Below are 6,000 nucleotides of genomic sequence, written 5' to 3' on the forward strand. Positions count from 1 at the left end.
GCTATGAGACGAATTGCGATGGAATACAATACTTCAGCTCTATGTGATATTTATTTAGAACAAGTCGATGTGGTTGAACCAATGTTCAGTAACTTCGGTGGTAGTGCTTCGTTCGCGGGGCAAATTACGACCGTTAAGTGTTTCGAAGACAATGGCATCATTCGTGAAATCTTAGAGCAAGATGGCGTTGGGCGAGTTTTATTAGTCGATGGTGGTGGTTCACTTCGCCGTGCTTTGGTCGATGCAGAAATTGCGGCATTGGCAGAAGAGAACGAGTGGGAAGGCATCGTCGTCTATGGCTGCGTACGCGAAGTGGATGAGCTAGAAGACATGAGCATCGGCATCCAAGCATTGGCCTCTATTCCTGTTGGTGCAACTGGCAAAGGTGAAGGTGAGACAGACGTAGCGGTTAACTTTGGTGGTGTCACTTTCCTACCAGAAGATTATTTGTATGCCGATAATACCGGCGTCATTTTGTCGCAAGAGCCACTCAATATCGATCTGGAACTTGAAGAAGATCCCGAGTTGTAATCGGCACATCTGCCACGTTAAATTGTCTATAAGAAAGCCAGCATTATGCTGGCTTTTTGCTTTCTAGCATGGGCGATTTATCCTGATGAGGACAAGCCTTGCTGCGGTTATTGCTTATCGAGGTGCTTATCGACGTGCTTATCTGGGTTCAGGGGCTGTTGACTGGCTTTAAGCGTGACGCGCTTGATGTGCAGTGCATAGCAATAACCTAAACTCCCACCGAGAATATTGCCCAGAGCGATACCTATAAAGACCCCTTCAATGCCATAGAATTTGCCCCCTAGCCACGCCAATGGCAGGGTAAATATAAACAGGCGCATCGCACTCCACTGAAAGGCTTTCAGTGGTTGGTGGAGAGAGTTGAGTCCTGAGACCAACATCATCATGATGCCTTGGAAACCATAGCTAAATGGCACCACCAGTAAGTAATGCCAAAGTAGGTTGCGTACACTCTCTTCTTGAGAGAATAAGGCCGCTAATGGCACACTCAATGGCACCATCGAGATGAACAAAATGAACTGAAAGCCAATCGCAAAACGCATACTGAGAAACTGGCCATCGAAGCTGCGCCGTGGATTGCCTGCGCCAAAATTTTGCGCCATAAAGGGGGTTAGGGCAGAAGTTAAAGACATCAGTACCAAGATTAAGATCGATTCAATGCGCTGAGCCGCCCCATAAGCGGCAACAGCAGCTGTGCCGTGGCTGGAAAGAATCATCATTAGAAGTGCACCTGAAAGGGGGGTCATCGCGTTTGATAACGCAGCAGGCGTACCAATTTTAAGGATTGTTTTCCAATCCTCAATCAGAGAGCCTAGTTGAGGCCAACTGAGTAACTTCTCACGCTTGATCAAAACAAACAGTGAACCAAACAATGCGCCAAGCCAACTAAAAGCACTCGCAATAGCGGCGCCTTGAATACCTAACTCAGGAAAAGGCCCGTAACCAAAAATCAATAAAGGATCGAGTACGCCATTGATCACCCCTGCCGCAATCATGATTTTAGCGGGCGTGGTGGTGTCACCGGTGGCGCGAATCGAACTGTTACCAGCCATTGGGATCACCAGCAGCGGAATCGCGAAATACCACACACTCATGTATTCGCTGATCAGTGGGATCAGTTTGGCCTCAGCCCCCAAAGCAAGAAATAGTGGTTCAATGGTAAGTAAGCCGAGGGTTGAGGCAATGGCAACCAAAATGACCGCCAGCAATAGACCATGAGTAGAGACGCGGGCGGCACTTTGCGAGTGGCCTTGGCCAAGCAGTCGACCAATATTAGTGGATAGACCAATACCGATGCCCATAGTGATGCAGTTGACCCCAAAGGTGACAGGGAAGGTGTAACTGACGGCGGCGAGTGCGTCTGTGCCCAGCAATGAAATGAAAAACGTGTCTACCAAGTTAAACATCAAGATCGCAATCAAACCCATGGTCATTGGGATGGTCATTTGTCGCAGCACTTGAGGGATCGGGTCGCTTAGCAGGCCGTGTTTATCTTGCATAAGAGCGTCGCACTTGAGGAAAAGAGTAGAATACTTGATTCAAAGTCAGTGCGACAGGTTTTCATGGGTGATTAGTATGGTACCCAAATAAAAAAGGCCAACCGAAGTTGACCTTTTCTTTCATTTAAACCGAGAGGTTTAAATTAAGCTTTTGCTGCCGCTGCTGCGCGAGCGATTGCTGCGAAGCCTTTTGCGTCAAGAGCTGCACCACCAACTAGAGCACCGTCGATGTCTGGTTGTGAGAAGTAAGCTTCTGCGTTTTCTGGTTTAACAGAACCGCCGTACTGGATGATTACTTGCTCAGCCACTGCTGCGTCTTTTTCAGCGATCATTGCACGGATAGATGCGTGGATGCGTTGTGCATCTTCAGCTGTTGCTGCTTTACCAGTACCGATTGCCCAGATTGGTTCGTAAGCGATGATTGCATCGTTTAGCGCTTCAACACCGTATGCATCGATAACTGCATTGATTTGACGTGCACATACTGCTTCAGTTTCGCCAGCTTCGTTTTGCGCTTCTGACTCACCGATACAGAAAACAGGTTTTAGACCGTTTTCTTTTAGGAATGCGAATTTCTTAGCAACGAATTCGTCTGACTCTGCGTGGTATTCACGACGCTCAGAGTGACCGATGATGATGTGAGTTGCACCAAAATCTTTTAGCATTGCTGGAGACATATCGCCAGTGAATGCACCGCTGTTGTTTAGGTCAGTGTTTTGTGCACCTAGAATGATCTTGTTACCGCCTTCAGCGATTAGACGCTCAGCTAGGTCGATGTATAGCGCAGGTGGCGCTACTGCTACGTCAACACCTTCAACACCTTCAAGCTCAGCGTTAAGACCAGTTAGCAGCTCAGTTACCATTGCTTTGCTACCGTTAAGTTTCCAGTTACCCATCACTACAGGACGACGCATAGGAATATCTCCGTATTAATTAATTAAAAGTGTTAATGTAAATAATCTACGTAGGAATATAACAGAATAAATTCGCTAGATCATGACCCGAATCATTTCTTGATCGAATCTCATTGGCGACTTGGAGAGATTGACTGCGGTAAAACATGCGCTCAAAGCTATCAGTGATCTGTTAGACAGATTACTAGTAATGGGCTCGGTTTTTCGCCGATAAATTGGTATTAGTGCTTAATCAGCACCATAAACCAACGAGCAGAATCAAGGAGCGATATGCCACATTTAGTTATGGAATACTCAAATTCGGTCGATGAACGCGTTAATGTGCAAGGGTTGTTAGAAGACTTACATCATGCTGCGATACAATCGGGGCTGTTCGACGTGCCGTCGTTGAAATCAAGAGCCTTGCGCTACCATCATTGGATGATTGGTGAGCAAGGTGACAGTAGCGACTTTATTCATATTACGTTTGAATTGTTAGATGGGCGAACCCCAGAGCAAAAGCGCGAGTTATCAAGGTTACTTATGGCGGTATTGCAGCAGCAAGCCAGTCACATTACGAGTTTGACGATTAACGTCAGAGATATGGATAAAGCCTGCTTTCAGAAAGTGGTCAATTGAGTCACCACGGAAGCTGATTTGTTATTAGATAGCGGTTACAAGTTTCTCACTTGGAAACTGTTATTGTATAAACATCAGCGTTATAGATTTTATTTTTAAGTTTGTAGTTAGGTAAAAAAAGATGTCGATTAAAGAGTTGTTGTTTTCCTTCCAAGGTCGTATCGGACGCAAAGTCTACTGGATCTGGAATCTCACCTATTACGTGTTGATCATGGGGTTTGGGTTGGGTATCAATCAATTATTCCCGGCCTATGCGCATTTGATTTTGCCTGTCTTTTTAGTGTTCGTGTTGATCCCAGATCTAGCGATAACGGCCAAACGATGGCATGACAGAGGTAAATCAAACTGGTGGTTATTGATGAATGTGCCTTTGGTTATTGGTCGCATGACGATTCCAGCAAATGATCCGAGCCAAATGGCGCACAGTACGACGCTGCAAATGTTGAGCTCGCTTGCGGCATTGGTCTGTGGTGTGTGGATTTTGGTGGAGTGTGGTTTCTTTAAAGGACAAGAGGGCGATAACCAGTACGGGCCAGAGCCAAAATAAGTGTAACCGCCAACTCATCGTTTAATGGACAAGCAGAACAACAAAAGGGTTGACCTTCCAGTCAACCCTTTGTTTTTTCGTCGATGCTCAATTAAGCACGGGCTCTTTGAAGTACCGGTCGCTTGAATTACGGCACTATTTTCTTAGCCACACCTCTTCAACCAGATGATTTGCGCCCTTCTTTAACACCAACTGAGCACGACCCTTAGTAGGTAATATGTTCTCTTGTAAGTTGACGCCATTAATAGTGCGCCAAATATCTTTGGCTTTATCAATCGCTTGCTGTTCGCTCAATTGGGTGTAGTGGCTAAAGTAAGATCCAGGCTGAGTAAACGCACCTTGACGGAATTTTAAAAAACGCTCGATATACCACTGTTCAATCACCTCGGTTTCGGCATCAACATACAATGTGAAATCGAGAAAATCAGAGACAAACACGCGATGTGGATCTTGTGGATAGTCCATGCCACTTTGCAGTACGTTCAATCCTTCAATGATTAATACATCGGGACGGTCGATGGTTTTGACTTCATCGGTAATATCGTAAGTCAGATGCGAATAGAGCGGTACCTGCAGATTCGGCTTACCCGATTTGATGTCAGAGACAAACTCCACCAAACGCTTAATGTCGTAAGACTCAGGGAAGCCTTTACGGTGCAAAATACCGCGCTCTTCCAATACTTTCTTCGGATACAGAAATCCATCGGTCGTGACAAGCTCCACTTTAGCGTGGTTATCCCAACGGGAGAGTAGGGCTTTGAGCAAGCGCGCCGTGGTACTTTTGCCTACCGCCACACTGCCGGCAATACCGATGATGAAAGGGGGAGCGTTATCCTTGGCTTTTTCGCCAAGAAATTTTTGTAGCACTGAGTTTCGACTTTGGCGCGCCGCGATATAGAGATTGAGTAAACGGGCCAGAGGAAGGTAAATCTCAACAGACTCTTCCATGGTTAGACTTTCGTTCACACCTTGCAGCTCTTTTAGGTCTTCTTCAGACAAAGTCATTGGTACTGAATTACGTAGTTCAGCCCATTGCTGCCTATTAAAAGAGAGGTATGGGGTCATGGTTTCCCTAATCGATTCATCGCACAGAAGTTGGAAAATACATCAAGCTTACAAGAAAGAAAATGACAGACACACCAGATTTGTTTTTTCCGACAAAAATTGCACGAAAATTCGGCAAATAGGTAGAAACTTAGTAAAAAAAATACTTTTTTCCATTTTGCTATTGCAAGGTAGAAAATCATTCAATAGAATGCGCACCACTTATGCCGACTTAGCTCAGTAGGTAGAGCAACTGACTTGTAATCAGTAGGTCACCAGTTCGATTCCGGTAGTCGGCACCATTCTCTCCTGTTTCTTTTAGAAACGTTGTAGTGAGAATGGAATGTAAAAATTTGGAGGGGTTCCCGAGTGGCCAAAGGGAGCAGACTGTAAATCTGCCGGCACTGCCTTCGATGGTTCGAATCCGTCCCCCTCCACCATATTCTTTAGGAAATAGCTCGAAGAGTTACGTGTGCGGGCATCGTATAATGGCTATTACCTCAGCCTTCCAAGCTGATGATGCGGGTTCGATTCCCGCTGCCCGCTCCAATCACTAGTGTTGCTGATATAGCTCAGGCGGTAGAGCGCATCCTTGGTAAGGATGAGGTCCCCAGTTCGATTCTGGGTATCAGCACCAGCTCCCAAAGCAAAATTTTCCTTTTGATATATACTTTATCACCAATAAGTTTGGTTACGTGGTCATTTGCGCCACTTAAATCCGTACCTAGAGGGACAACTCATGTCTAAAGAAAAATTTGAACGTGTAAAACCGCACGTAAACGTTGGTACTATCGGCCACGTTGACCACGGTAAAACTACTCTTACTGCAGCTATCTGTACTACTTTG

At 45.7% G+C, this 6,000-nt stretch carries 7 protein-coding genes and 4 tRNA genes; 8 read left to right on the plus strand and 3 right to left on the minus strand.

The window, feature by feature from the left end; translation table 11 throughout:
• Positions 1–18: 18 nt before the first annotated feature.
• On the plus strand, positions 19–531 hold the full coding sequence (rraA, locus tag RH88_RS19540; protein ID WP_005599303.1) for a ribonuclease E activity regulator RraA: 513 nt from the start codon (positions 19–21) through the stop codon (positions 529–531).
• 107 nt (positions 532–638) lie between these two features.
• On the opposite strand, the gene RH88_RS19545 is transcribed toward rraA, so the two are convergent.
• Positions 639–2,030 carry an MATE family efflux transporter gene (locus RH88_RS19545; protein ID WP_005599305.1) on the minus strand — a complete coding sequence of 464 codons (1,392 nt, stop codon included), beginning with the start codon at positions 2,028–2,030 and terminating at the stop codon, positions 639–641.
• A 143-nt stretch (positions 2,031–2,173) separates the two neighbouring features.
• Entirely contained in the window at positions 2,174–2,944 is a 771-nt protein-coding gene (tpiA, locus tag RH88_RS19550; protein WP_005599307.1) for a triose-phosphate isomerase, read from the minus strand.
• 270 nt (positions 2,945–3,214) lie between these two features.
• Between tpiA and RH88_RS19555 the strand changes: the two genes are divergently transcribed.
• Together RH88_RS19555 and RH88_RS19560 are read left to right on the plus strand one after the other, a co-directional pair.
• Complete coding sequence (locus RH88_RS19555) at positions 3,215–3,562, plus strand: 5-carboxymethyl-2-hydroxymuconate Delta-isomerase (protein ID WP_005599309.1); 348 nt, start codon at positions 3,215–3,217, stop codon at positions 3,560–3,562.
• A 121-nt stretch (positions 3,563–3,683) separates the two neighbouring features.
• Positions 3,684–4,109, plus strand: a complete 426-nt coding sequence (locus RH88_RS19560) for a DUF805 domain-containing protein (protein ID WP_005599311.1) — start codon at positions 3,684–3,686, stop codon at positions 4,107–4,109.
• Positions 4,110–4,244: 135 nt separating this feature from the next.
• On the opposite strand, the gene coaA is transcribed toward RH88_RS19560, so the two are convergent.
• Positions 4,245–5,174 carry a type I pantothenate kinase gene (coaA, locus tag RH88_RS19565; RefSeq protein WP_005599312.1) on the minus strand — a complete coding sequence of 310 codons (930 nt, stop codon included), beginning with the start codon at positions 5,172–5,174 and terminating at the stop codon, positions 4,245–4,247.
• Positions 5,175–5,379: 205 nt separating this feature from the next.
• On the opposite strand from coaA, the gene RH88_RS19570 reads away from it, so the two are divergent.
• The 5 genes from RH88_RS19570 to RH88_RS23110 all read left to right on the plus strand — a co-directional run.
• A tRNA-Thr gene (locus tag RH88_RS19570) sits at positions 5,380–5,455 on the plus strand.
• Between the two features lie 53 nt (positions 5,456–5,508).
• Positions 5,509–5,593, plus strand: a tRNA-Tyr gene (locus RH88_RS19575).
• A 34-nt stretch (positions 5,594–5,627) separates the two neighbouring features.
• Positions 5,628–5,702 (plus strand) — tRNA-Gly (locus RH88_RS19580).
• 12 nt (positions 5,703–5,714) lie between these two features.
• Positions 5,715–5,790, plus strand: a tRNA-Thr gene (locus RH88_RS19585).
• Between the two features lie 102 nt (positions 5,791–5,892).
• The coding region (locus RH88_RS23110; RefSeq protein WP_005595135.1) for a GTP-binding protein at positions 5,893–6,000 on the plus strand (108 nt) is incomplete at its 3' end.

The organism is Vibrio scophthalmi LMG 19158, from assembly GCF_000222585.1.
GTDB lineage: Bacteria > Pseudomonadota > Gammaproteobacteria > Enterobacterales > Vibrionaceae > Vibrio > Vibrio scophthalmi.